Annotated in this window: 25 protein-coding genes; 11 read left to right on the forward strand and 14 right to left on the reverse strand. The window is 62.0% G+C overall.

Annotated elements, in window-relative coordinates; genetic code table 11:
- Positions 1 to 154: 154 nt before the first annotated feature.
- The 9 genes from AC0L28_RS00740 to AC0L28_RS00780 all read right to left on the reverse strand — a co-directional run bounded on the left by AC0L28_RS00740 (position 155) and on the right by AC0L28_RS00780 (position 8503).
- Positions 155 to 532, reverse strand: coding sequence for a DUF3307 domain-containing protein (locus AC0L28_RS00740; RefSeq protein ID WP_128172038.1), 378 nt, complete (start codon positions 530 to 532; stop codon positions 155 to 157).
- A 28-nt stretch (positions 533 to 560) separates the two neighbouring features.
- The gene (locus tag AC0L28_RS00745) at positions 561 to 2366 is read right to left on the reverse strand and encodes an adenylate/guanylate cyclase domain-containing protein (RefSeq protein WP_473474983.1); all 1806 of its coding nucleotides are present in this window, start codon (positions 2364 to 2366) and stop codon (positions 561 to 563) included.
- 34 nt (positions 2367 to 2400) lie between these two features.
- Complete coding sequence (locus AC0L28_RS00750) at positions 2401 to 3702, reverse strand: NAD(P)/FAD-dependent oxidoreductase (protein WP_473475381.1); 1302 nt, start codon at positions 3700 to 3702, stop codon at positions 2401 to 2403.
- A 30-nt stretch (positions 3703 to 3732) separates the two neighbouring features.
- Positions 3733 to 4188 (reverse strand): DoxX family protein, encoded by a 456-nt coding sequence (locus AC0L28_RS00755; protein WP_473475383.1) that lies wholly within the window; start codon positions 4186 to 4188, stop codon positions 3733 to 3735.
- A 36-nt stretch (positions 4189 to 4224) separates the two neighbouring features.
- A complete protein-coding gene (locus AC0L28_RS00760) occupies positions 4225 to 5001 on the reverse strand; it encodes an HvfC/BufC family peptide modification chaperone (protein WP_473474985.1) in 777 nt (258 codons plus the stop codon).
- Entirely contained in the window at positions 4988 to 6016 is a 1029-nt protein-coding gene (bufB, locus tag AC0L28_RS00765; RefSeq protein ID WP_473474987.1) for an MNIO family bufferin maturase, read from the reverse strand. Before bufB ends, AC0L28_RS00760 begins: the two co-directional genes overlap by 14 nt.
- 32 nt (positions 6017 to 6048) lie before the next feature.
- On the reverse strand, positions 6049 to 6318 hold the full coding sequence (locus AC0L28_RS00770) for a BufA1 family periplasmic bufferin-type metallophore (protein ID WP_091595987.1): 270 nt from the start codon (positions 6316 to 6318) through the stop codon (positions 6049 to 6051).
- A gap of 217 nt (positions 6319 to 6535) precedes the next feature.
- Positions 6536 to 7621 (reverse strand): patatin-like phospholipase family protein, encoded by a 1086-nt coding sequence (locus AC0L28_RS00775; RefSeq protein ID WP_473474990.1) that lies wholly within the window; start codon positions 7619 to 7621, stop codon positions 6536 to 6538.
- A 51-nt stretch (positions 7622 to 7672) separates the two neighbouring features.
- Positions 7673 to 8503 (reverse strand): 3-hydroxybutyrate dehydrogenase, encoded by an 831-nt coding sequence (locus AC0L28_RS00780; RefSeq protein ID WP_202363982.1) that lies wholly within the window; start codon positions 8501 to 8503, stop codon positions 7673 to 7675.
- A gap of 147 nt (positions 8504 to 8650) precedes the next feature.
- On the opposite strand from AC0L28_RS00780, the gene AC0L28_RS00785 reads away from it, so the two are divergent.
- From AC0L28_RS00785 to AC0L28_RS00800, 4 genes are all read left to right on the forward strand, one after another.
- Positions 8651 to 9565: a LysR family transcriptional regulator gene (locus AC0L28_RS00785; protein WP_473474992.1), complete on the forward strand. Its 915-nt coding sequence runs from the start codon at positions 8651 to 8653 to the stop codon at positions 9563 to 9565.
- Positions 9566 to 9766: 201 nt separating this feature from the next.
- Positions 9767 to 10267 (forward strand): cupin domain-containing protein, encoded by a 501-nt coding sequence (locus AC0L28_RS00790; protein WP_473474994.1) that lies wholly within the window; start codon positions 9767 to 9769, stop codon positions 10265 to 10267.
- Between the two features lie 92 nt (positions 10268 to 10359).
- A complete protein-coding gene (locus AC0L28_RS00795; RefSeq protein WP_473474996.1) occupies positions 10360 to 11562 on the forward strand; it encodes an MFS transporter in 1203 nt (400 codons plus the stop codon).
- Positions 11563 to 11740: 178 nt separating this feature from the next.
- Positions 11741 to 12226 carry a DUF302 domain-containing protein gene (locus AC0L28_RS00800; protein WP_473474998.1) on the forward strand — a complete coding sequence of 162 codons (486 nt, stop codon included), beginning with the start codon at positions 11741 to 11743 and terminating at the stop codon, positions 12224 to 12226.
- A gap of 198 nt (positions 12227 to 12424) precedes the next feature.
- Here the strand turns inward: AC0L28_RS00800 and AC0L28_RS00805 are convergent, their stop codons facing one another.
- A complete protein-coding gene (locus AC0L28_RS00805) occupies positions 12425 to 13288 on the reverse strand; it encodes a LysR family transcriptional regulator (RefSeq protein ID WP_473475000.1) in 864 nt (287 codons plus the stop codon).
- Between the two features lie 95 nt (positions 13289 to 13383).
- On the opposite strand from AC0L28_RS00805, the gene AC0L28_RS00810 reads away from it, so the two are divergent.
- Entirely contained in the window at positions 13384 to 14046 is a 663-nt protein-coding gene (locus AC0L28_RS00810; protein WP_473475002.1) for an FMN-dependent NADH-azoreductase, read from the forward strand.
- Between the two features lie 119 nt (positions 14047 to 14165).
- Here the strand turns inward: AC0L28_RS00810 and AC0L28_RS00815 are convergent, their stop codons facing one another.
- Entirely contained in the window at positions 14166 to 14567 is a 402-nt protein-coding gene (locus AC0L28_RS00815) for a GFA family protein (protein ID WP_287245058.1), read from the reverse strand.
- A 172-nt stretch (positions 14568 to 14739) separates the two neighbouring features.
- Between AC0L28_RS00815 and AC0L28_RS00820 the strand changes: the two genes are divergently transcribed.
- The 4 genes from AC0L28_RS00820 to AC0L28_RS00835 all read left to right on the forward strand — a co-directional run bounded on the left by AC0L28_RS00820 (position 14740) and on the right by AC0L28_RS00835 (position 17728).
- Entirely contained in the window at positions 14740 to 15534 is a 795-nt protein-coding gene (locus AC0L28_RS00820) for a TlyA family RNA methyltransferase (RefSeq protein WP_473475004.1), read from the forward strand.
- Positions 15531 to 16772: a class I SAM-dependent RNA methyltransferase gene (locus tag AC0L28_RS00825; protein WP_473475006.1), complete on the forward strand. Its 1242-nt coding sequence runs from the start codon at positions 15531 to 15533 to the stop codon at positions 16770 to 16772. The genes AC0L28_RS00820 and AC0L28_RS00825 overlap by 4 nt, the downstream gene beginning before the upstream one ends.
- An 85-nt stretch (positions 16773 to 16857) precedes the next feature.
- Positions 16858 to 17229 carry an antitoxin Xre/MbcA/ParS toxin-binding domain-containing protein gene (locus AC0L28_RS00830; protein ID WP_027152353.1) on the forward strand — a complete coding sequence of 124 codons (372 nt, stop codon included), beginning with the start codon at positions 16858 to 16860 and terminating at the stop codon, positions 17227 to 17229.
- Positions 17195 to 17728, forward strand: a complete 534-nt coding sequence (locus AC0L28_RS00835; RefSeq protein WP_473475385.1) for an RES family NAD+ phosphorylase — start codon at positions 17195 to 17197, stop codon at positions 17726 to 17728. The genes AC0L28_RS00830 and AC0L28_RS00835 overlap by 35 nt, the downstream gene beginning before the upstream one ends.
- Positions 17729 to 17826: 98 nt before the next feature.
- On the opposite strand, the gene AC0L28_RS00840 is transcribed toward AC0L28_RS00835, so the two are convergent.
- The 3 genes from AC0L28_RS00840 to AC0L28_RS00850 form a co-directional block, all read right to left on the reverse strand.
- A complete protein-coding gene (locus tag AC0L28_RS00840) occupies positions 17827 to 18108 on the reverse strand; it encodes an AbrB/MazE/SpoVT family DNA-binding domain-containing protein (RefSeq protein ID WP_128179871.1) in 282 nt (93 codons plus the stop codon).
- Positions 18109 to 18151: 43 nt separating this feature from the next.
- Complete coding sequence (tldD, locus tag AC0L28_RS00845; RefSeq protein ID WP_473475009.1) at positions 18152 to 19564, reverse strand: metalloprotease TldD; 1413 nt, start codon at positions 19562 to 19564, stop codon at positions 18152 to 18154.
- 240 nt (positions 19565 to 19804) lie between these two features.
- A complete protein-coding gene (locus AC0L28_RS00850; protein ID WP_128245637.1) occupies positions 19805 to 20437 on the reverse strand; it encodes an invasion associated locus B family protein in 633 nt (210 codons plus the stop codon).
- A gap of 374 nt (positions 20438 to 20811) precedes the next feature.
- Between AC0L28_RS00850 and coxB the strand changes: the two genes are divergently transcribed.
- Complete coding sequence (coxB, locus tag AC0L28_RS00855; protein WP_128172053.1) at positions 20812 to 21690, forward strand: cytochrome c oxidase subunit II; 879 nt, start codon at positions 20812 to 20814, stop codon at positions 21688 to 21690.
- A gap of 37 nt (positions 21691 to 21727) precedes the next feature.
- The gene (ctaD, locus tag AC0L28_RS00860; RefSeq protein WP_128172054.1) at positions 21728 to 23377 is read left to right on the forward strand and encodes a cytochrome c oxidase subunit I; all 1650 of its coding nucleotides are present in this window, start codon (positions 21728 to 21730) and stop codon (positions 23375 to 23377) included.
- Positions 23378 to 23432 lie beyond the last annotated feature (55 nt).

A 23432-nucleotide genomic window follows, 5' to 3' on the forward strand; every position in this document is an offset into this window, starting at 1 on the left:
CTACGAATATGATGGAGAGGCGGACTTTCCACGTCGATGCGCAGCGTGCCGCAATAACTTTCATCGCTCGTCGAAAGCTCGTGCCGCCGCATCAATGTTGGGCGTCTCAGTATCTCCGAGGCATGCCTCGTTGTCCTGCCTCAAATTCCTCTCTCTAAGCGAGCGCAGCGACGATCAGGCCGACATAGGTGAGCTGGTGCAAGAACTGGTCAGCCCCATGCAGGGCCCAGTATGTCCGTGTGTCGGGGCCAGCATGGCTGCGCCCGGACAGCCCGGCTTTGGTGTAGTCTGTCGCGTAGTGGACCGTGAATTCCGCGGCAGAAAGCAGGACGATTGCGGTGGGTTCGAGCCCGGCGATGAGAAGGGCCGGCAAGGAGCCTAGCGCATGCAAGCCCGCGTGGACATAGCCGCCGACGCGGCGCAGATCGCCCTTTCCGCCCAACATCCAGCCGGGCTGGAGCAGATAGTCGGCAATGAAGTGCTTTAGCTGGAGGCAGAAAAGCATTGCGAACGTCAAAGTCATCATTTCCATGACCATACTCCATGGCCGCAGCGGTTGTTCAAGTTGCGAGCGTGTGTATCAGGACCGGGACTGTCTTCCCGCGAACATTGGTGATGCCAAGTGGCTGCGCGGCGATCTGGCCGCTTGTCTGCGCAAGCGTCATGTCGCTGAGCACGATTTCGACGCCGTGTTCCTTGGCGACGCCAACGAGACGGCTTGCCAGATTGACCGTATCGCCGATGGCCGTATAGCTCAGCCGTTCGGCCGATCCGACATTGCCGACAATCGCGGTGCCGGTATTGATGCCAATTCGCACCCGTATGTCGCTGTGGTCCGGCGAAACGGCGGGCAGCGCATGCATCGCGGCCCGGATCGCGGCTGCAGCGCTGCATGCGCGGCGTGCGTGATCCGGCACGGCTGTCGGTGCGTTCCAGATGGCCATGACGGCGTCGCCAATGAACTTGTCGACGGTGCCTCCTTCGGAATGAATGGCTTCGACTGCAAGCGTGAGAAAGTTGGTGAGATGCGGCTGGACATCGGGGCCGAGCCGCTCGGTGAGTTCGGTGAAGCCCGGCAGATCGGCAAACATCACCGTCACTTCCACGAGCCTACCGCCGGGCGCAGGCTCAAGCCCGCCCGCGACGAGAGGCCGGACGACGTCGAGCGGCATGTATTTGGCGAAAGCCGACAACCCGACCGCCATGCGCTTCAGCGCCTCCGAGAAATCATTGAGTTCGGCCAGGAATGTCGGAACATGCCGCACCTGGTCGAGCGAGAACCGTTCGATCTCACGGAGCTGCGCGGCAAGCTGGCGGATTGGCCTGGCGAAAAGCAGGTTCGAAAAGAGCACGGCAGTGGCCGCTGCCAGCACGACCAGCCCGGCGACCACCAGCAGCACCCGACGCGTGTTGCGGTCGATCTCTTCCGCGAAGGAGGAGCGCGGTATCGCGGTCAGGAGCCGCCATTGTTCGAATGGGAGCGCAAACGACGAGACGTAGACCGGGCCGATCTCGCCACCATCAACCAGCGTGCGAAATTCGTTCCCTTTCATCATCGAAATGGCGTCGCCCACCGCGGCGGCAAGCGCATCGCTCTTTGGAAAATCGCGAAGATGAGCAGGCATAGGACCGCCGGGCGCATCCGATGCAGCCAGTACTTTGTCGCTACCGCCCAGCACGAACGTCTTGCCGTGACCTGATACTTGCAGACCACTCAGCGCCTGCGACAAATTGGCGAAACTCACGGCCACCATGACCACGCCCTGGTACCTGCCATAGAGCTCGACCCGCTTTGAAACAACCACCGAGGGCTCGAAGCCATTGGGCAGGACGTCGATCACGCTCCAGACAGGTTCCGTCGAGTCCATCGCCCGGCGATACCAGGGCGCACCGAGCGCTAGGTAAGCGGTCTCGCCGTGGATGCGTTCTTCGAACATCACATCGCCGGGGATGGGATGATAGATATCACGGCGCAACGGGCGCGGCTTCCCCCGCATGCCCGGGCCGATTTCAACCATCTCGATCTTGCCGCCGGCCGCCGCGTGCGAGCCGAAAAACCGTCCGTCGGGGAAGCCAAATCCGATCCAGCCGATTGCGCGCTGTTCACGCAGCAGCGACAGGAACAGGAATTCGCGTCTGACCTCGTCATCGGCCTTGATCGTGCCTTGGAACAGGATCGAGCGGATAATCTCGGCCGTGCCTGCCACGACGGCCAGCGTTGATGTCAATTCGCCGCGGACAGAATCGGCACTCTGGGCGCCAAGGCTGGCGACGATCTTCTCGACATTGCGGGTTGCCGTGCGCTCCCAGATGATATGCACCGATGCAGCCGTCGACATGACCGCCATGAGCAGCAGCGCCGTCATCGCCCGCCCAAGCGCTATGCGCGGCAGGCGGCACCTACCGGTCGCGGCGTTCGGTAATGAGTCGCGCGCTGCGGTCAAATGTTGCATAGGCCCAAGCCCAATCGAGGAAGACAACGGTGCGGTTGCGGAAACCGACAAGGAACCACAGATGCGCGAAGCTCCAGAGCAGCCAGGCTAGGAAACCGCTCAGTTGGATGGGTCCCAAATCCGCGACGGCGGCCTTGCGGCCGATTGTGGCGAGATTTCCGTAGTCGGCGTAGCGGAAAGGTTCTGCCGTCCGCCCCGCAAGTCGCGCCTTGATGAGGTCTGCCACATAGCTGCCCATTTGCTTCGCGGCAGGGGCGACGCCCGGAACCGGACGCCCGTCCTTGCCCTTTACCGAAGCGGTATCACCGATGACATAGACGCCTTCGCGGCCGGGCACATGCAGATGTTCGTCGACAACGACGCGGCCGGCGCGATCGGCCGCGACGTCCAGCCATTTCGCCGCCCTCGAGGCCATGACGCCGGCAGCCCAGAGCACACAGGCTGAAGCGACGCATTGCCCATCCGCGAGCGCGACGCCATTGTCGTCGCACTCCGTAACCGCGGCGCCGAGCTTGACCTCGACGCCAAGCTTTTCGAGCTGCGATTTGGCCGATTGCGAGAGCTTCTCCGGAAATGCGGTGAGCAGCCGTTCGTCGGCCTCGACAAGTACAACCCTTGCGGTCGAGGAATCGAAGTTGCGGAAATCGCGAACGATCGCCTTGCGCGCGAGTTCGATGATAGCGCCCGCGAGTTCGACGCCGGTGGGTCCGCCGCCGACAACCACAAAGGTAAGGAGTTTTTCACGAAGAGCCGGATCGTCGGTCACTTCTGCCTTTTCGAACGCGCTCAATATGCGGGCGCGAATTTCGGTGGCGTCGCCTATGGTCTTGAGGCCGGGAGCATTTGCTTCCCAGGCGTCGTGACCGAAATAGGCGTGGCGGGCGCCGGTGGCGATGATCAGGTAATCGTAGGGAATTCGCCTGCTGCCGGTCAGCACAGTCCGCGCAGCGGTGTCGACGCCCTCCACCTTTTCCATCAGGACGGTTGCATTCTTCTGGCTGGCGAGGACGTGCCGGATCGGCGTGGCGATCTGCGCCGGAGATAGGCCGGCCGTCGCCACCTGATAAAGCAGCGGCTGGAACAGATGATAATTGCGGTGGTCGACGACAGTGATATCGACCGGCGTGTTGCGCAACCCGAGCGCTGCGTTGAGGCCGCCGAAGCCCGCGCCGAGAATGACGACCCGCGGCCGGCGCGGTGGAAGCACATCTGTTTTGGCCGGCGTCGCTTCCAATTCTGCCAAGATCATCACTTCTTCGCTGGATTGCCGCAGCATTGTTCACGCTCCGCGACGGAAATAGCCGTCGACCAGATAGTCCAACGATACGACGCCTGCACCGCGAGCCAAAATGAGCAGCAGCAGCGAACTCCACATGAGGTGTTCGCCCCAGTGTCCCGGATAGACGAAGATCTGGATCACCGCGACTACCCCGAGCAGCATCAGCGCGCCGAGGCGCGAGAACAGGCCGAGGAAAAGCAATGCGGCGCCGATGATTTCGGCGGCTGTCGCGAGCGAGGCCGCCAGCGCCGGGTCGATCAGCGGCAGATTATATTCAAACGCGAAAAGCTGTAGCGTTACCGGCCAGGAAGCGAGCTTGGTCTGCGCCGATTGCCAGAACACGTGGGCGACCGCGACGCGAGCCGCCAACTGAACGAGAGAAAGGGGTATGCTGCCCGCCAGGTTCAGAGCCCTGCGGTAGGCGGCGGCTAGGCTGCGGCCACTGGTTGAAGGCATTTCGCGGGTCACGCTCATTGATCTCTCCATTTTCGATTACTGCGGGTGGTCGAAGCCGATGCCGGTCACCAAGCCTTCGCCGAACAGGCTGACGAGGGCGCCGAGGACATCGAACATCGGTTCGTGCGTGAGGGCGCGTGAAACGGCCCTCTCCAGGCCGAGGCCCTTTTTCAGAGAATGGCGGAACGAGAACTGGGCGCTCGTGAGGCGCGCGAAGCGTACATTGTCGCCGTGCCTCCAGAGCGCGATGCGCTCGGCTTTTCGCTGCCAGACATCAGCTTGATCCGGAACGCCTCCGTTCTGATGCGCCGACCAGATCGACAGTACCGGCCAATGCGACATAACGAGGCGCAAGGATGGCTGGAGCATCAGTTCGAGGGTCGAGCTAGAGGCTTCGCCATCCAGTGCCGCCAGGTTCAGGGCCGGCAGTGATGCCGCATCAAGCGCCTCGGCGATCGCCCATTCAAGCCGCGCCGTTTCCGCGACGAAGGGCATTTCAGCCAGACCTTCGAAGGCCCCGAGGAAGCGCGGGAAGTCGGAGCCGTAGCGCACCAGCCTTGGCTCGCTGGGGGGATGCTGACGAATGAACTCGCTTGCGGCATAGCGGAAGAACCGCTCATCGACCATGCGAACGACGACTGGGAATACGGCCATCAGCGTCGCTGTCAGCGAGGCGCGGGTATTGTTCTGATAGATGCGCAGCCGTCGGCATGGATCGGCGCGGCCCGCTGAAACGAGCGACGAAAGGCCGAATTGCGGGTTGCCAAGCACGGACTGCGCGATGATGTTCTGCAGGTGCTCAAGCGGCAGCATGGCGGTTCCTCCTGACGTCACGGTCTGCAGCGAGGCGCGCCGGCTTGATCGCATCGAAAGCGGCAAGCACCGGCATCTGGCCGCGCGGTGCATCGCGTTCGAACGGAACGACGATGCCTGGAGCGGACTGCTTCGGCGCGGAAACAGGAAGGGAATCCTGCCGCTTGCGGAAGGCGATCGAAGCGGCAAGCATATCCGCCCACATGGCTTCGCCCAGCAGCACGTCGAGCACGGGCACGTCGGTATCCCATTCGATCAGCGTGGGGCGTGGGCCGAATTTCTCGATCGCGCCGGCATAGAGTGACCACACGGCGGGCGGCACGCGCGAGCCGTGGTCGTCGATCAGGACCGTGTCATCGCCAACGTCGTTGACGGCATGGCCCGCCAGATGGATCTCGCCGATCGCCTCGGCAGGCAGCACCTCGATGAACGCAGCCGCGTCGAAGCCGAGATTGTGGGCGGAAACGTAGACGTTGTTGACGTCGAGAAGCAGACCGCATCCCGTGCGCTTCACAAGCTCGGCCAAGAACTCGGCCTCCGTCATCGTCGAACCGCTGAACTCGATATAGGCAGAGAGATTTTCAATCAGGATGCGGCGCTTCAGAGTGTCCTGAACGAGCCTGATATTGTTGGCGACGATCGCGAGCGCTGCTTCGTCGTAACGGAGCGGCAACAGGTCGTTGAGGTAGGCGCCATCGGCGCCGCTCCAGGCGAGGTGTTCGGAAACAAGATCGGGTTCGAAGCGCACGCATACCTTGCGCATGCGTTCCAGATGGTCGCGGTCGACGCCGGAAGCGCTGCCGAGAGACAGCCCTACGCCGTGAACAGAAAGGGGGTAGGTCTCACGCAGATTTTCGAGCGCGGCGACGGCAGCAGAACCGCCCATGTAGTTTTCGGCATGAACCTCCAGCCAACCCGCCGACGGGCGGCGGCTCAGCATTTCAGCAATGTGCGGCGAGCGAAGACCGATGCCCGCAGCTTGCGGAATTGGGAGGGTGGGAAGCTTATTGGGCATCAGTCGTCTCCATTGGGTTGCGTGGGAGTGGATCAGGCCTTGGGTTCGGTGCTGCCGCTGGCAAGCTTTCCGCAAGTGCCGGCCGGCACATAGATCCATGCGTCGGACTGGTTGTCGGCCGTAGAGGTCCCGGCGCAAGAATGCGTGGCGGTCTGGCAATCGTTCTGGCCGGCCTTGACGACGCCGTAACACTTTTCGAACGAGAACTCCGGCTGAGCGGCCGGACCGGCGAAGGCAGCGCTGGCGGCGAGCGTGGTAGCCGCGGCCAAAGCCGAGCCGATGAGCGATTTGGTATTGATCATGATTTCCGTCTCCTGGGTTTGTGTTTAGTTCAGACCGGCGATCAGCCCGTCTGAAGCCACTCTCTTCGATCGCAGCCATCAACTGAAATGCTGTCTTGGCATGGTTTCGATAGACGCGCTGTATGCGCCGGCTGCATGAAAAGAGCCCTCCGGAGGGTTGCCGGAGGGCTCAGCAAACCGGCATCCAGAGGGGATAATGCCGGCCCGGGAGTTGTTGTCAGAGGTAGCGTTCGTGGATGTCCACCGTCGAACGCTGTCCGATGTGGTTGTAGTTGGCTTCGAGCCATTCCTCGGCGCGTTCACGGCCGCGGTCGCGAAGATCCGTAAGCAGGCCCCAATCGGCATTGAGCTTGCTGGAGACGCCAAGCTTTTTCATGGTCTCGTCATCCGAAATGCCGTGGACGAAGATGCGCTTGAGGTCGAGCGCCTGGCCCGCCTCCGAGTCGATCAGTTGCGTGACGAAGGCGATCGCCCGCATTTCCCGCAAAAGCGAAGAGTTGAAGCTTATCTCGTTGATGCGATTAAGGATATCCGTCGCCGAGCGCGGCAGTTCGGCGCGTTCTATAGGGTTGATGTGTACGATCAGCACGTCCGGCGTGTCGCAGGAATAGATCAGCGGGAAGATTGCCGGATTTCCCATATAACCGCCGTCCCAATAGGCCTCGCCGTCGATCTCGACGGCTTGGAACAGGAACGGCAGGCATGCCGACGCCATGATGGCGTCGATCGACAGCTCGTCATTGGAGAAAACCTTAACCTTCCCGGTCCGCACATTGGTCGCGCAGATGTTGAGTTTCAGAGGACAGCGCGACATGCGGACGGCATCGAGATCGATAGACTGCTCGAGAACGTTTTTCAGCGGATTGAAATTCAAGGGATTGAACTGATAGGGCGACATCAATCGCGTCACCATGTCGAGCATCAGGAAGGCCGGGGAATATTCGAGCGAACGCGACCCGGTCATCTTGTCAAGCAGGCTCGGCTGCAGAGGGCTGAAGGCCGCCGCGTGGCTGACGCGGCGCCAGAAATTCGCAAGCGCCTTCTGCGCGCCGCGCCGTCCGCCTTCGGCGATCCCGTAGGCAAGCACCGCGGCGTTCATGGCCCCGGCGCTGGTGGCGACTGCCCCCTCGAGGGACAAGTTCTCCTCGTCAAGGAGCCGATCGATGACACCCCATGTGAAGGCGCCGTGCGCGCCTCCGCCCTGAAGCGCGAGGTTGATCGTCCGCTTCCCGCGGACCACGCTGGGCGCGGCCGGTTCCGATTGGCTGGAGGCAAGCTTCACAACCTCGGCATGAGTGTTCATCGGGTACCCTCCTCGCGTAAAATTGCAGACGTTTTGACGATGACGGTGCGCTCAGTGCGCAGTCCAGCCGCCGTCGATCGGCAAGGCTGTCCCGGTGATCGAAGCTGCGCAGTCACTGCAGAGAAACACCGCAAGCGCTCCCATCTCTTCCACAGTCGCAAAGCGCCTGGTCGGCTGGTTCTTCAGAAAGATGTCGCGGATAACGGCGTCGCGGGCGATGTTGTGCGACTTCGCCTGATCCTCGATTTGTTTCTCGACGAGCGGCGTCCAGACATAGCCTGGACAGATCGCGTTCGAAGTCACGCCGTACTCGGCGCCCTCGAGTGCGACCACCTTCGTCAACCCGACCATGCCGTGCTTGGCGGCGACATAGGCTGATTTGAACGGCGAGGCGATCAGCCCATGGGCGGAAGCGATGTTGATGATGCGGCCATAGCCGCGACCCTTCATCGGCTCGAAGGTCGCCTGGATCAGATGGAAAGCCGAACTCAGGTTGATCGCCAGGATCGAGTCCCATTTGGCGACGGGAAATTCGCTGACTGGCGCAACATGCTGTATGCCCGCGTTGTTGATCACGATGTCGATCTGGCCGAAGCGCGCAACGGCCCGTTCCACCATCATGTGGATAGCGTCGCGGTTCGACATGTCGGCGTTGTCGTAAGCGACGTCGACGTCATTTTCCTCGGCCAAGGCGGCACGCTGCGTTTCGATTTCCACCGGATCCCCGAACCCGTTCAGCATGACGGCAGCACCGTTCTGCGCCAGGGCGCGGGCGATGCCGAGGCCGATGCCGCTGGTCGAGCCGGTCACGATCGCCGTCCGGCCTTCCAGGGGGCGGCGCATCGCAAGCGTATCGGTTTCAGGTTTGCTGACGTTGAGCATTTCGGTCTCCGTTGATGTGCCGCAACGCTGCGGCTGTTCTGCGGGACCTTGAGCGAAGCGCGCTCAACAATAAAATGCCGCTGTGCTATCAAATCCATGCGTCCATTGCATTGGCTGGAGAAGGCTCGGGCGCGCTAGGGGATTGGCATGGACATCCACCACATCCGATATTTCCTCGCCGTCTGCGATACGCGGAACTTCACGCGCGCCGCCGAGAAATGCAACGTCACCCAGCCGGCGCTCAGCCGCGCGATCCAGCAGCTCGAGGACGAGGTCGGCGGCCTTTTGTTCCGGCGCGAGCGCAATCTGACCCACATCACCGATCTTGGCGCGCTGCTTCGGCCGCGTTTCCAACAGATATCAGATGAACTGAGCGGCGTGCGTCAGGAAGCCTCGCGCTTCCTTTGTCTCAAGGACGCGAATCTGAAGGTCGGCATCATGTGCACGATCGGCCCGCGCCGCTTCACCGGTTTGCTCACGGATTTCAACATGCGCCACAAGGGAATTCAGTTGCAGTTGGTTGAAGGGGTACCAAGCCGGCTCTCACAACTGCTCGAGGCGGGCGACATCGACGTCGCAATCATGTCGTCGAGTGAAAAGTTCCCGGAACGCTTCGACGTGACGCCACTCTTTCGCGAACGTTTCATGCTGGCGTTCCCGACCGGCCATCGGCTGACGCAGCACGAGACCGTGCCAATCAGCGCGATCGACGGCGAGATCTATCTGAGACGCGTCAACTGCGAGTATTGGGACCATCTCTCTCATCTTTGCGTCGAGCGCGGAGTGAAGCTTCGCATCTCCTATTCCAGCGAGCGGGAGGACTGGATCCAGAACATGGTTGCCGGAGGGCTCGGCATCTGTTTCCTCCCCGAATACACCGCCGTGATTCCAGGGCTGCAGGTGCGGCCGGTGACAGAGCCGGAGGTGACCCGCGATGTGTGCCTCGTCACCGTCGCCGGCCGCCGCTTCTCGCCCGCGGTGTCGACATTTGTCGGTGCGGTCAAATCCTATGGCTGGGCAGAAGGCGCATCACCGGTTTCGATGCGCCGTTCCGCCGCGTAATCGAAACTCCGTCGACTACGCAGGATTACGCCTGCGGTTCGGGTGCGAGCCGGTACGACTGCGCCTAGGCTCACGCGATAGCTTCAGGCTATGGAATTCAGAAGTACCCGGCATTTCTGTTCGCAGCCGTGCTCGTCCAATCTCCACATCACGCCCCGCATGAATTCCCATTGCCGGGCTCGATAAAAGGAGAACCGCAAAATGTTTTTGAAAGTCATAGCACCTCGCAACCCGATCAAACTTGTTCTTGCGTCCGGCCTGCTCGCTTCGGCCGCGGCTTTCGCTGCAGCACCGGCCCACGCCGGCGAATGCCCGGTCGACCAGGTCGCCACCAATGCCGTGCAGTCGATGCCGAGCGCGCCGGAAGGTGTCACCGACGAGGTCATCAGCACGATCGACCTCAGCACGAAGGGCGACGCCTGGAAGGGCAATAGGTTCCGTCTGCGCAAGCTCGTCGTGCAGCCCGGCGGCGTCGTGCCGTGGCACGACCACTCCACGCGTCCGGCAAATATCCTGGTCGTCGAGGGCGCGATCAGCGAATACAGCAACACCTGCAAGGTGGCGATCGAGCACATGGCCGGCGAAGCCACCGCCGAGTTCGGCCAGCTCGCGCATTGGTGGAAGAACAACGGTTCGGTTCCTGCCGTGCTCTATTCGGCCGACATCCTGCCGCCGGACATGGACGCCCACGGCGCGATGTAACCGGACCGCAGCGTCCCGCTTATTGACCCTCAACCTCCATCGACGTTCCCGGTCCCCTTCGGGAGCGTCGAACCATGCACGGATAAATTCCGATGGCCAGCTATGACGAAGCCGTTGCCTCGAAGCTCCGCAGGGTGTCGACGGACAGCCTGCGATTCGGCATCATCGCCTTGATCGCATTTCTGACGCTCGTCGACCTTTTCGCCGCGCAGGCGATCCTTCCCTCGCTCGTCGTCAAATTCAGCGTCAGCCGCGCGACGATGGGTTTCGCGGTGAACGCCAGCACCTTTGGAATGGCGATCGCCGGCGTCGCGGTGGCGCTACTTGGCCGCAACATCGACCGGCGCAACGGGATATGGTTCAGCCTGGTCGTGCTCGCCATACCGACCGCGCTACTTTCGATGACCGACAGCATCGCAATGTTTGCCCTCCTGCGCGTCCTGCAGGGCCTGTGCATGTCGGCGGCCTTCACGCTGACGATCGCCTACCTCGCCGAGCATTTCTCACCCGGCCAGGCGGCAGGCGCGCTCGCCGCCTACGTCACCGGAAACGTCGCCAGCAACTTCTTCGGCCGCATCCTTTCGGCGGCTGTTGCGGACGGCTTTGGCATCTCCATCAACTTCCTGACCTTCGCTGCCCTAAATATTGCCGGCGCGTTGCTGGTCTGGCTGACTCTGAAGAAGACCGACCGCATGATGCGAATCGACGCCGACCACCCTCCCGTAGGTGGCGCCTGGAAAGCCCACTTTAAGAACCGAGAACTGCGCGGCAGCTTCGCGATCGGCTTCCTGATCCTGTTCGTCTTCATCGGCACGTTTACCTATGTGAATTTCCAGCTGGCCGCAGCACCGCTGGCCCTGTCGCCGATGGCGCTCGGTCTCGTTTATTTCGTATTTCTGCCGTCGATGCTGACAACCCCGCTCGCCGGCCGCGTGGCAAGGCGGTTCGGCCCGGCCAGCGGCATCGTCCTGACGCTCGGGATTGCCATCGCCGGCCTTCTGGCGCTGCTCACTCCAAATCTGCCGATCGTTCTTGCGGGCATGGCGCTGATCGCCATCGGAACATTCTTGGCGCAGGCGATCACGACTGGCCATGTCAGCCGCGTCGCCGCCCGCGAAAAGGCCGCTGCGAGCGGTATCTATCTTGCTTCATACTATTCCGGCGGGTTGGTCGGCAGCTTTGTCCTCGGCCAGGTCTATGACCGGCTCGGCTGGACCACTTGTGTTGTTGTTCTCGTCGCTGCCCTAATCGCGGCAACGATAATCGCCCGCCCGCTGACGGCGCCACGCGTCTGATCCCGCTTCACCTCGACGTTTACCGCCGCTCATGAGCGGCGGCATTTCCATGGAACCTGCCAGCCATACGCCGCACTCATCAATTCAGGCAGCAAACGGCATTATCAATCCGCCGAGCCTTTCCGCATCCTTTCTTCCAGCCTGTCATCGGACCGGCTTCACTCACGGAGAAAGAAAAATGATCAATTCAGTCAAATCGACCCTCGCGTCGACGGCGCTTGTCCTGACGCTTGCCACCCCGGGGCTTCTGGCCCAGGCCAATGCTGAGACGGCGTCCGACGGCGTCGTTACAGTCAAGAGCGGCTATTCGGTTGCAGAGACCGTGTCGCGGATCAAGAAGGATGTCGCCGACAAGGGCATCACGTTGTTCGGTGTCATCGACCAGGCCAAGCTCGGCAACGCCGCCGGCAACGTCGTCAGGCCGTCGCGGCTCATCATGTTCGGCAACCCGGCACTCGGCACGACCTTCATCACCGCGAACCCGAAAGCCGGCCTCGACTGGCCGGTGCGCGTCGTCGTCTACCAGACGGCTGATGGCTCGGTCTACGCGGCCTATACCGACTTCGACTACATCGCCAGGCGCCACGGCATCGAAAGCCGCAGCAAGGAATTCAAGATGGCGACCGAAGTGATCCAGTCCGTCACCTCCAGCATCGAGAAATGACCCTTGAAGCGGGGCCGGCCTGCCGGCTAGCCGTCCGGCCCCGAAAGTTTCGCGCCGCGACGGATTTAGTTCCTATGGAAGGGCAGGACAGCTAGCCCCATGCCCAGGCGCGCCTCCACAAGTTGGTTGATGACGCTGTTGGTCCGGTAAACGAAACTCGGAACGAGCCATGAAGAAAGCGTTGGTGCGAGGTCAGGGTCACTCCTCGCCAGCGTGCCTTCGAGGAACGGCGTTCATGATGGCCTCCGCCAGTTCTTCGAGGACGGAAGTATCGCCTTTCGATGCGGCAAATAGCCTGAACTGCGCTTCTGGCAACTCTGGCAGGCCGTAGCTTTCGGGTACACTGACCAGGCCGTTTCTCAGCTGACTGACGGTCATCGGCGCTACAGCGAAGCCTGAGATGGCAGCCGCCCTCAGGCTGGCGTTGCTGGTGCAGATCATCACCATGCGCTGGCTGATCCCGGCCTTGGCAAGCCGTTCAAGAGCAACTTCCCTGTAGGGGCAAGGTTCCGGCAACACGGCCAATGGCAGCGGGTCCGGAAGTTCCACGCCGGTATGATCCGCCCATGCCCAGACAAGAGGCTCGCGCCACAGGAGGCGCCCCATCTCCTCACCCTCACACTGGGATCCGAGCACCAGTTCGATATTGCCCTCCTTCATCTTCGAGAGCAGCGCACCCGGAATCCCGACTTGCACCTCGATCTGCAATCCGCGGCGATCGGCGCCGAATGCCTGCAAGGCGCGAAGGATGGGGACCTGTGCGAAGTCTTCCGAGAGGCCGACGCGAACTCTGCCGTGAAAGGGTGCCTGCGCCAGATCGGCCAAAGCATCCCGGTTAAGGGCGAGCATCGCCCGGGCATAGGCGAGCAGGCGCTCGCCATCTTGTGTCATCTCCAGCGAGCGCGTCGTCCTTTTGAGTAACGGCTTTCCGACCTGCTCTTCGAGACGACGCAGGTGCCCACTGACGGCCGACTGCGTAAGGTTCAGTCGCGCCGCTGCCCGACTGAAGCCGCCTTCGTCGAACACGGCGACGAACGTCCTGAGCAGGACCAATTCCAGCATATATTCTGATCCATGATGAATATTGTCGATAATCTCAATTTTTATATCGAATTAAAATATGACGCAATACGGTTCACAATGAGCAAGGATGATCCATGACCAAGCTGCTGCATATCGTTTCCTCGCCCCGCAAAGAGCGTTCCGCCTCGCGTGAGGTCGCCGAGGCCTTTGTTCAAAGCTGTCGTGCTCGGCGACCCGACTTGGCGATTTCAACGCTCGACCTATGGGATGTCGACCTCCCCGAATTCGGTGAGGACGCGATGTTGGCCAAATATGCCGGGCTCAGCGGCACGCCGCTTACCCCTTCTCAACAGCAGGCATGGGCCACATTGCAAGAATTGGCGCAACAATTGCATTGGGCGGATATTGTCCTGCTGTCGACGCCCCTGTGGAATTTCAGCATTCCCTACAAACTCAAGCACTTCATCGACCTGGTATCGCAGAAGGACATCCTTTTCTCGTTCGACCCTGAACACGGGTTCGCAGGACTGCTCCGGGATAAGACCGCCGTGGTCGTCCATGCGCGAGGTCTCGACTATGCGGCGCAATCCATCACGCCGGCGCAGCGCTTCGACTTTCAAAAACTCTATGTTGAAGCGTGGTTGCGCTTCATCGGTATCGAAGATGTCCGCAGTCTAGTCATCCAGAAAACCCTCTTTGGACCCGATATTGACCATGCGGCTCGCCAGGATGCACGGGAGGCCGCGTTACAGCTGGCGGAAGATCTGCTGTCGCAGACAACAGAGGCGATTGCATGATTACGAAGCGCCCGCTGCGGACAAGAAGGGCGGCTCTGGAGACTGGCCGGGAAGGTCGCCTATTGTGCGACGGAGCACCCTCGGTTCAAGCCCGAGGGCATGTTTTTGCGCGACATGCATCAGAACCACATATCGCGCACGCAGCGACCATCGCGCGGCAGGTCCTCGAACGCGTGGAGACCATCGAAATGATCGATTGGCAAGTCGGCGACGGTGTCAGGCGGCGCAAGCCTCACATTGACGGCGATCCGAGTGCGACCGGCGGCACTGGCGCGCAAACCACGCCAGGCCAGCACAGAGGCGCATGTTGGACAGAACAGAATCTCGAGCGACGGGGCATCCTTTCCGGAGCGCGTGTAAGCACTTGTCGGTCCGGCAAGACGGATGCGTTCGTCAACATAATCGTAAGCCCACAGCGCGCCATAGCGGCGGCAAAGCGTGCAGTTGCAGGCTGTGATCGAGCCGGGATCGCCCTCCAAAGTCCAGTGGGCCGCGCCGCAATGGCAGGTTCCGGTCAGCATTCGTCCTCCTCACCTTCTGGCAGCAACACGAGCATTGTTCCCAACATTGTGCCGGACCCAGTGCGATTTCAACAGGTTGTGGCGCGGCCTGAAGCGCTCGCCGCTTTCGCAAGATGTTCGTTGTCTTGCCCAATATCCTTGCCTTCGTGACAGGCTTTCGCCATGAAGGCCGATGAACTCGCCTTTGCCAGCCAGCACACGCAAGCGGCTCGACGAACTCCTCGTCGCGCGGGGCCTGTTCCCCAGCCGCTCTCGCGCCCGCGACGCGATCGAGCGCGGCACCGTGACGGTTGACGGCGTCATCGCCCGCAAGCCCGGCCAGACGGTCCGGGCTGATTGCCTCATAGAAGTCGATGATCCGGCACAGGGCTATGTGTCGCGTGCTGCGCTGAAGCTGATCGCCGGGCTCGACTATTTCGGCCTCGATCCAGCCGGCAGCGAAGCGCTCGACGTCGGCGCCTCGACCGGAGGCTTCACTCAAGTGCTGCTCGGACGCGGCGCGGCGCATGTCACGGCGATCGATGTCGGGCATGGCCAGATACATCCGGATATCGCCGGCGATCCGCGTGTGACGGTCATCGAGGGATTGAACGCCCGTGATCTTTCGACCGCCGATCTTGCCGATCGCATTCCAGATTTTATCGTCTCCGACGTCAGCTTCATCTCGTTGAAACTGGCGCTGCCGCCGGCGCTCGCCATTGCCAGGAGCGGCGCCAAAGCAATATTTCTGGTCAAGCCGCAATTCGAGGCGGGCCGCGAGGCGATCGGCAAGGGCGGCTTGCTGAAAAATCCATACGATGCCGCGCGGGTTGCCGGCCTGCTGCAGGATTGGTTGGACGGCGTCCCCGGCTGGCGCTCGCTCGGACTGCATCTGTCGCCGATCGAAGGCGGCGACGGCAACCGCGAGTTCCTGCTCGCCGGGATCAAGGACGCCGGTATCGAGAACAGGGGGATCGGAGGCCGATGAACGCGCGCTTCACGATCACACGGCTGGGCTCCCAGGGCGACGGCGTCGCCGAAACCGAAACCGGCGAGCTTTTCATTCCGTTCACGCTGCCCGGTGAAACCGTCACCGCCGCGCGCGAAAAGGACCGCGCCACGCTGATGTCGGTGCTGGCGGCTTCGCCGCTTCGCATCGACCCTGCCTGTCGGCATTTCACCGAATGCGGCGGCTGCGCCATCCAGCATCTCGAGGCCGAAGCCTATCATCGGTGGAAGCACGACAAGGTTGCGCATGCGCTCAACAGCAAGGGCATCAGTTGCGACATTGACGCGCTGGTGCCGTGCGCGCCGCAGACGCGTCGGCGCGTCGTGTTCACCGCCAGGCGCAGCGAGGCCGGCATGCTGCTTGGCTTCGTTCGGGCGTTGTCGTCCGAGATCATTTCCATTGAGGAATGCCCGATCTCGCTGCCCGAGATCGTCGCAATGCTCGACCGTCTGAGAGCACTCGCCGAATTGGTTTGCGCCACGACGAAATCGTTCCGCATGACGGTCACGGCGACCGCTTCCGGCCTCGATGTCGCGGTTCACGAGTCCGGCAAGCTCGGCGAGAACCAGCGCCGCGTCGCCTCGAATTTCGTCATCGCTCAGGGGTTGGCCAGGCTTTCGATCGATGGCGAGATCATCATCGAGCCCAAAAAGCCGGTTGTCACGTTCGGCAGCGTCGCTGTCGCAGTGCCGCCGGGCGCCTTCCTGCAGGCTACCGCGGCCGCCGAGCAGGCGATGGCCGACATCGTCGGCCGGCACCTCGCGCGCGCCAAAAAACTCGCCGATCTCTTCGCCGGCTGCGGCAGCTTTGCGCTGCGTCTCGCCGCCAGGTCGGAGGTCCATGCGGTGGAGGGGGATGCGGCAGCGCTTTCGGCGCTCGACCGGGCATTCCGTTTCGCCAGCGGTCTGAAGCGCGTGACCAGCGAACGCCGCGACCTGTTCCGGCGGCCGCTCACTTTCAAGGAACTGAATGCCTTCGACGGCGTCGTCTTCGATCCGCCCCGCGCCGGCGCCGAAGACCAGTCGAAGCAGATCGCCCGTTCCGACGTGCCGCTGGTCGCCGCGGTTTCCTGCAATCCGGTGACGCTGGCGCGCGACTTGCGCATCCTCATCGATGGCGGCTACGCCCTGAAAAGCGTGACGCCGATCGACCAGTTCCTGTGGTCGCCGCATGTCGAGGCCGTCGCGCTTCTGGAGAAGCCGAAGCGAAGGCGGTAGCGGGTCCGCATTTGTTGAGCTTGAATTTCGCGTAAAATGAGCATACTTTGAGCGTGTTCTGTTCAAAACGTGCTAGGAACCTGTTATGAATACCGCAGCTCTCGATATCAGAGCATCGCGCTTTGGCGACGAGCGCACGCCATTTCTTTCGGCAAGACGGGTGGCTGAACTGCTGGGCGTCAATCTGACCGAACTGGCGGGCCTGATCGGCGTCGCGCGCAACACGCTTGCCGCCAAGACCGGCGCGCGCAAGGTCGACGCCGCATTGAGTCCGATCGTCCGTATCCTTGCGATGGCAGGCGAGATGGCCGGCGATGAACAGCGTGCGGCAATCTGGTTCAAGCATCAGCCGATCCCCGGCTGGGCGGGAAAGACTGCCTACGATCTCGTTCGAGAGGGCAAGACGGACAAGGTGCTTGCCTATCTGGAGGCAGTCCGCTCCGGCATCTATGCCTGAAAACAGACTGAGCCTATGGCGCGCCTTCGTGCCGCGTTGGGCGCATCTGCCGCTTTCCGGCGAAGGAGCAGCCCGCTTTGGCGGTCGCTGGAGTCCAGTGGGCGCCACGACGATCTATGCCGCGGGCGAATTGTCCACTGCTTGGGCGGAGTACAATCAGGGCTTTGTCCAGCATCCGGCGCTGATTGCGCAACTCGCACTTTCAGGCGCGCGCCTGGCCGACCTTACGGACGCTGATGTGCTGACCAGGCTCGGCGTGACGGCGGACATTCACCGATGTGAATGGCGCGACATCATGGATCAAGGCCTTGTGCCTGAGACGCATACGCTGAGAGATCGCCTGATTGCCGATGGGCAGCATGGCGTGATCTACCCCTCCTTCATGTCGCCCGGCGGCACATGCGTCGCGCTGTGGCGATGGAACGAGAGCAACACACCCCGTCTGAAGGTCATCGATCCCGACCATCGCTTGCCGAAAACGCCGGCTTCATGGGTTTAATGCATGTCGCGCAAAAGTGTGCAGCGGTTTTGCGATAACGACATGCATAAAAAACAACCTAAAGCGCGTCGCGGCTGGCCGGTCAAACGCGACGCGCTTTAGGGCAGTTCGAGCCGGCCGCGCCGCCGCGCTTCGGCCAGCACACCCGCGTCCATTTCTTCCAACGTCTTCGGCCTGTCTCTATGGGGCAGGGATCCAAACACGTCTTCTGGCCGTGTCTCGGCGAAGACTGGCGCAGGCTTCAGTAGCACGCCCTCCGGAGTATCTTCGACCAGAAGACGTGTGCCGGCGTCCCATTCCCTCCGCTTGCGGATCGCGCTGGGCAAGGTGACCTGCCCCTTGGTCGAGACAGTGGTTACGAGTCTTTCCGGGTTGGCCATCGCGGCGCATCCTCTGAATGTAAGACAAAAACCGCAGCTTCTATCAAACCCGCGTTCCGCCAACCGTCATCTGGTTCATCCTGAGGTGCGGCTGGCCAACGCCGACCGGCACGCCCTGGCCGGCCTTGCCGCACATGCCGATGCCGGTGTCGAGCTTCATGTCGTTGCCGATCATCGCAACCCGATGCATGGCATCCGGCCCATTGCCGATCAGCATGGCGCCCTTGATCGGCTGCGTCACCTTGCCGTTCTCGATCATGTAGGCCTCGGTGCAGCCGAACACGAATTTTCCCGAGGTGATGTCGACTTGGCCGCCGCCGAAGGAGACGGCATAGATGCCGTTCTTGACCGAGGCGATGATTTCGTCCGGCTCCATGTCTCCTGAAGTCATATAGGTGTTGGTCATGCGCGGCATCGGCTGGTGCGCGTAGCCTTCGCGCCGTCCGTTGCCGGTGGCGTTCATGCCCATCAGCCGGGCGTTCTGGCGATCCTGCATATAGCCGACAAGCTTGCCGTCGTCGATCAGCACATTGCGGGCCGACGGCGTGCCTTCATCGTCGACGGTCAGCGAGCCGCGCCGCTCGGCCATGGTGCCGTCGTCGACGACGGTGACACCTTTTGCTGCCACCTGCTGGCCCATCAGCCCGGCGAAGGCCGATGTCTTCTTGCGGTTGAAGTCGCCTTCCAGCCCGTGGCCGACGGCCTCGTGCAGCATGACGCCCGGCCAGCCGCTGGACAGCACGATGTCAAAGGTGCCGGCGGGGGCCGGAATGGCCTCGAGGTTGACCAGCGCTTGCCGCAGCGCCTCCTTGGCGGCGTGTTTCCAGCTGTCCTCGACCAGGAATTCGCCAAACCCTTTGCGTCCGCCCATGCCGAAGGAGCCGCTCTCCTGGCGGTCGCCGTTGCCGACCACCACCGACACATTGATCCTGACCAGCGGGCGGATGTCGCGCACCATCTGTCCGTCGGCACGCACGATCTCGACATGCTGCCAGGAGGCGGCGAGCGACGCCGTCACCTGTCGCACGCGCGGATCCTCGGCTCGCAGCCACGCATCTATTTCCTGAAGGAGCTTGGCCTTGGCCTCGAAGGAGGGCGAGGGGATCGGGTTGTCGTCGCCATAGAGATGGCGGTTGGTACGGGCCGGAGCCGCAGCAAGGGTGCCGGAGTAGCCGCTCTTGACCGTCGAGACGGCGTCGGCCGCGCGCAACAGCGACGCTTCCGAAAGATCGCTGGAATGCGCGTAGCCACTCGCTTCGCCGGCGACCGCGCGCAGGCCAAAGCCTTGGTCTGTGTTGAAATTGGCGGTCTTCAGCCGGCCATTGTCGAACATCAGCGCTTCGCTCTCGCTGTATTCGAGGAACAACTCGCCGTCGTCGGCGCCGTGGATGGTCTCGGCGACGATCTGCTTGATGCGATCGTCGGAAATGTCGAATTGGCCGATCAGGCTGTTCATGGCAGGTCCGTCCGTGGAAAGAGATTGTCCTCACGATGTAGGCGCGAAGGTGCGTCCAGACAATCGGCAATGACCATTGTCTGTGCATGACCCCGAAAATCGGAATCGATTTTCGGAAAGGATCATGCGCAAAATCGAAGCGCTACAGCGTCCTTTGCGCGTCCTTGGATGCGCGGCGCTGTAGCCAAAGGCGGTCACAATCTCATTTTCGTCAGCAGGGTTTTGGGCCTCTCGCCCGGCTCAAGGCAGGGCGGCGAAACCGTCGGCGAAACCCTTGAGCTCGACCGGGATGCCAATGCCTTCCTCCGGCGTCTGGAAGACGATGAAGGTGGCCGACGTTCCGGTCTTCAGCGTATCGAGCAACGGCTTTTCGAGAATGACCTCGGCATAGCAGCCGTCCTGGAAACAACGCACGAAATAGGCCCGGCCGATGTCCTTGCCGTCGACATTGAGGCCGAGCCCGTTGGGCAACAGCACGCCGAGCGGCGCCAGCACGCGCAGGATTTCGGCCTTGTTGTCGGCAGTGCGCAGCACGACGACGGAAAGCCCCATCTCGGGACGGTCTTCGGCGACGACGTTCTGCATCATCACGCATTGTTCCGATGTGGCGCCAGCCGGCGTGTCGCAGATGATCGACCATGCGCCATGCGTCGTCCGCACCTTGCCGCTTGGCTGCGCGGCATTGGCCTGGCTGACGCCAAACGAGCCAACATAGGACAGGCCGATCCCAGACAAGCCAACGCCAGACAGGCCAACGCTAGACACGGCGAGAAGGATGGCCTTCGCCAAGCTTCTCAAGAGCCCAAGTCTCGAAAGCCCAAGTCTCGAAAGCCCAAGTCTCGAATGCCCAAGTCCCCAAAGCCAAGAGTTCATGACGGCTCCATTGCGAATCACGGCACTTTAAGCCGCGCCAAGGGCAAGTAAAGGATGAGACCACTGCCGGCCTGCCTCGACCAAGGCAATTGTGCGCTTTTCCGTGCCAAATTCGCCCGAATTGCGACCGACCGGCGCATTTTGCCAAGGCACTCCTCGGCTCTGGCATTCGCGGTCCGCCACCGCCGCGGCCGCCGCCACAACGCGCAGCCGCGCTTGCGCGCAAAAATGCCGCACGGTTTCCCCCGCTCCTTTCTTGCAGAGGCAAATAGAGTATGGTTTGAACCAGCCTCGGGACTTTCCGGGATTCCCGTCCCGGCGTTGTTCGATATTCTTGCGATCCGATCGCGAGGAACTGGGAGATAATGACGGCAATGAGAAAATTCCTAGCAGGCGCCAAACTCCTGGCAAGCGCTGCCGCCACACTGTTGACCGGCGCATCCGCCCATGCGGCCCAGCCTGCGCCGTGGGAGATGAGCTTCCAGCCCGCCGCCACCGACATGATGCGGCAGATCGCCTGGTTCGAGGGCTATACGCTGTGGTTCATCGTGCCGATCACCCTCTTCGTGCTCTTTCTCATCGCCTATTGCATCCTGAAGTTTCGCGCGAGCGTCAACCCGACCCCGTCGCGCACCAGCCACAACACGCTGATTGAGGTAATCTGGACGGTCGGGCCGGTCGTCGTCCTGCTCTTGCTCGCCATCCCCTCGTTCCAGCTCTTGACTGCGCAATACACGCCGCCGGAGGAAGCCAAGCTGACCGTCAAGGCGACGGGAAACCAGTGGAACTGGGATTACGAATACCAGACCGAAAACACGCTTTCCTTCAACTCGGCGATCCTGGCGGATGCTGACCGCGCCGCGGCCGGCAAGGAGGACCGCGGCGCTTATCCGCGCCTGCTCGCCGTCGACAACGAGATGGTGGTGCCGGTCAACACCATGACCCGGGTGCTGGTGACGGCGGCAGACGTGATCCACGCCTTTGCCATGCCGTCCTTCGGCATCAAGACCGACGCGGTTCCGGGTCGCATCAACGAGGTCTGGTTCAAGGCGGAAAAGGAAGGCCTCTATTACGGCCAGTGCTCGGAGCTCTGCGGTAAGGACCACGCCTTCATGCCGATCGCGATCCGCGTCGTCTCCGACGCCCAGTACAAGACCTGGCTGGCAGCAGCCGGCACCGACCTTCCCGGCGCCAACAAGGCGCTGATGGCCGAGGTCGACGGCAAAGACAAGGTAGCGGCCGCCGGCAACTGATGCCGCGACCAGAAAAGATCAGGGAACGGAGCCGAACATGGCAGACGCTGCAGCTCACGACCACGACCACAAGCCGTATCATGGCTGGGTGCGGTGGGTGTATTCGACCAACCACAAGGATATCGGCACACTCTACCTGATCTTCGCGATCATGGCGGGCTGCGTCGGCGGTGCCCTTTCGGTCGTCATGCGTATGGAACTGCAGGAGCCTGGGATCCAGATTTTCACCGGCCTGGCGCAGATGGTCTACGGCTTGAACGCCGACGCTGCGCTCGACGGCGGCAAGAACATGTACAATGCCTTCACCACCGCCCATGCGCTGATCATGATCTTCTTCATGGTCATGCCGGCGTTGATCGGCGGCTTCGCCAACTGGATGGTGCCGATCATGATCGGCGCGCCGGACATGGCATTCCCGCGCATGAATAACGTCTCGTTCTGGTTGCTGCCACCGGCCTTCATCCTGCTGATCATCTCGGCCTTCGTGCCGAGCGCGCCTGGCGCCTACGGCGTCGGCGGCGGCTGGACGATCTATCCGCCGCTATCGACCTCGGGCCAGCCCGGACCGGCGATGGATCTTGCGATCCTGTCGCTGCACATCGCCGGCGCCTCATCGATCCTCGGCGCCATCAATTTCATCACCACCATCTTCAACATGCGCGCGCCTGGCATGACGCTGCACAAGATGCCGCTGTTCGCCTGGTCGGTGCTGATCACCGCTTTCCTGCTGCTGCTGTCGCTTCCGGTTCTGGCCGGCGGCATCACCATGCTTTTGACCGATCGCAATTTTGGCACCACCTTCTTCGCGCCCGATGGCGGCGGCGACCCGATCCTGTTCCAGCACCTGTTCTGGTTTTTCGGCCATCCGGAAGTTTACATCCTGATCCTGCCGGGCTTCGGCATCGTCAGCCACATCGTCTCGACCTTCTCCAAAAAGCCTATCTTCGGCTATCTCGGCATGGCCTATGCCATGGTCGCGATCGGGGCGGTCGGCTTCATCGTCTGGGCGCACCACATGTACACGACCGGCCTGTCGCTCGACACGCAGCGCTATTTCGTCTTCGCCACGATGGTTATCGCGGTGCCGACGGGCGTGAAGATATTCTCGTGGATCGCCACCATGTGGGGCGGGTCGATTTCGCTCAAGACCCCGATGCTGTGGGCGATTGGCTTCATCTTCCTGTTCACCGTCGGCGGCGTTACCGGCGTCCAGCTTGCCAATGCCGGTCTCGACCGCCCGCTGCACGACACCTATTACGTGGTCGCGCATTTCCATTATGTGCTGTCGCTGGGCGCGGTCTTTGCCATCTTCGCCGGCTGGTACTACTGGTTCCCGAAGATGACCGGCTACATGTATTCGCCTGTCATCGCCAATACCCACTTCTGGGTTACCTTCGTCGGCGTCAACCTCGTCTTCTTCCCGCAGCATTTCCTCGGACTTTCAGGCATGCCGCGCCGCTACATCGACTATCCGGATGCGTTTGCCGGCTGGAACATGGTGTCGTCCTACGGCTCGTATATTTCGGCCGTCGGCGTGGTCATCTTCCTCTATGGCGTGTTCGAGGCCTTCCAGAAGAAGCGGGTGGCCGGCGCCAATCCATGGGGCGAGGGTGCGACGACGCTTGAATGGCAGCTGCCTTCGCCGCCGCCCTTCCACCAGTGGGAACAGCTGCCGAAGATCAAATAGGCTTCTGCCTGGGCGAATACTGAATCGCCGGTTCGCCCGGCGGTTTTGGCCAACG

It is taken from the genome of Mesorhizobium sp. WSM4847 (genome assembly GCF_055811335.1).